General features: G+C 44.9%; 1 protein-coding gene. It reads left to right on the forward strand.

Annotation, left to right across the window (positions count from 1 at the left end):
- Nucleotides 1-2,710 (forward strand): MupA/Atu3671 family FMN-dependent luciferase-like monooxygenase (locus tag IQ264_RS32095; protein ID WP_193986764.1); only part of this gene is annotated, 2,710 nt, incomplete at both ends.

The raw sequence follows: 2,710 nt of genomic DNA on the forward strand, positions 1-2,710 counted from the left end.
AGACAGCACCCCAACCCCAACCCCCTTCTTCTTCACCTTGGGGGCCGAAAAAACCTCCCGCTAGTGGGTTGACTCAACAGCAGCAGCAACACTTAGACGCTTTAATAGCACGTTTTACCCAGCGGACTAAAACTTCAAAAAAACTGGTGGAAAGTGCTCGTCCGGTGTTAGCTGATAGTAGGGCTTCTGTGGGATTTCGCTTGTCGATTAAGGAAATGCTTTATCCGATCGTTGCCGATCGCTCACAAGGCTCTAGAATTTGGGATGTTGATGGCAACGAATACATCGATATGACTATGGGGCAAGGGGTAACTCTGTTCGGACATAAACCCCGATTCATTATGGAAGCCCTAGAAGCACAGCTGAAAAAAGGCATTCATCTCAATCCTCGCTACGAACTAGTTGGCGAAGTGGCTCAACTGTTCACCGAGCTTACAGGGACGGAACGCGCTTGTTTCTGTAATTCTGGGACAGAAGCAGTAATGGCAGCAATCAGAATCGCCAGGGCTGCTACTGGACGAAGCAAAATTGCTTTGTTTGAAGGTTCTTATCATGGGCATAGTGATGGAACTTTAGTCAGACGGCAACTTATTGATAACCAATGGCAGTTTTTCCCTCTAGCTTCTGGTGTGCCAGAGGGTGTGGTAGGAGATGTCGTTGTACTTGAGTATGGCAGTCCCCAAGCTTTAGAATATCTGCAAAGCCACGCTCATGAACTGGCTGCGGTACTTGTGGAACCTGTGCAAAGCGGCGTACCTACTTTGCAACCCCAGGAGTTTTTGCGCTCCTTACGGCAAATTACCGATCGAACAGCAACGGCATTAATATTCGATGAAATGATTACAGGGTTTCGATCGCACCCAGGCGGAGCACAAGCTTTATTTGGCGTTCAAGCCGATATTGCGACTTATGGCAAAGTAGTTGCGGGTGGTTTGCCAATAGGTGTGCTAGCAGGTAAAGCCAAGTATCTAGATTGTATTGACGGAGGAATATGGAACTATGGAGATAATTCCTATCCGCAAACAGAAAGAACTTTCTTTGGTGGCACTTTTTGTCAGCATCCCCTGGCAATGGTAGCAGCAAAGGCTGTACTCCAACATTTCAAAGAACAAGGCCCAAGTCTTCAACAACAATTAAACGATCGCACCACTAAGTTAGTTACCACCCTAAATACCTATTTTCAAGAAAACGAAGTTCCGATCAAAATCGAACATTTTAGCTCTTTCTTCCGCTTTGCCTTAACTGGAAATTTAGATCTGCTTTTCTATCACATGGTAGAAAAAGGGATTTATGTTTGGGAATGGCGCAAACATTTTCTTTCCACCGCCCATACCGATGAGGATCTTTCTCGATTTGTCGAAGTAGTTAAAGATAGCGTTGAAGAACTACGTCAAGGAGGCTTTATACGCGCAAAAAAGCCATCAGTGTCCTCTGAAACTACTTCAGACAGAGGACACAACAGGGCAATTCAACCCAATTTAGCTTCACAAAAGACGACTGTTGTTGTAGAGACGTTGCATGCAACGTCTCTACAACAGGAAGGCCAAAAGCATCCATATACGCCATCTGATTTGGAGTTAAAAAAAAGGGACAAGGCTAAAAAATCCCTAGAATTTAGCTTGTACTATTTCGGTAGTTACGAAGCAGAATTTAGGACAAATAAGTATAATCTGTTGTTTGAGGGTGCTAAGTTTGCCGATCGACACGGATTTACCGCAATTTGGATTCCCGAACGTCACTTTCATGCCTTTGGCGGCTTTTCTCCCAATCCTTCAGTAATTGCGGCTGCACTAGCTAGGGAAACTCAAACCATTCAGATACGTTCTGGTAGTGTCGTTTTGCCCCTGCATCACCCGATTCGAGTAGCCGAAGAATGGGCAGTGGTGGATAATCTTTCTCAAGGCAGAGTTGGTATTGCTTTTGCCTCCGGTTGGCATCCCAATGATTTTGTCTTTGCTCCTCAATCTTTTGGCAAACATCGGGAACTAATGTACGAAGAAATTGCCACTGTCCAAAAACTTTGGCAAGGTGAATCTGTTGAAGTGATTGATGGGACACAGAAAAAGATTAGGGTCAAGACTTACCCACAGCCGATGCAGTCCAAGCTACCGATTTGGATTACCATTGTCAAGAATCCAAACAACTACATCAAGGCAGGAGAGATTGGTGCAGGCATTTTAACTAATTTCTTGGGGCAATCTGTGGAAGATTTAGCCAAGAATATAGCCCTTTACCGGGAATCTTTGACCAAGCATGGTTACGCAGCAGAAGCCGGAAAAGTTACTGTATTACTGCATACCTTTGTAGGCGCTGACTTAGAGCAAACACGATCGCAAGCAAAAGAACCCTTCTTAAATTACCTGAAAACCTCTATGGGGCTTTTGCAGAATATGTTCCAAAGCCAAGGTATGTCAGTTAGTTTTGACCAACTCACGGACGAAGATAGGGACTTTCTCTTATCCACGACTTATCAGCGTTATGCACACACAGGTACTTTGATTGGTACTCCTGACTCCTGTCGCCAGGTGATTGAGAATTTGCGATCGATCGGAGTTGACGAAATCGCCTGTTTTATCGACTTTGGTGTGGATGAGAGTTTAGTACTAGAAAACTTACCCCACCTCAATACTCTCAAAGAGATTTGTCAAGAACTAGGGGATAGGGGTCAGGTGTTAGGTGATAGGGAAGAATTTCCCCAACCCCTAACCCC

This window comes from [Phormidium] sp. LEGE 05292, from assembly GCF_015207735.1.
Lineage (GTDB): Bacteria > Cyanobacteriota > Cyanobacteriia > Cyanobacteriales > Aerosakkonemataceae > Floridanema.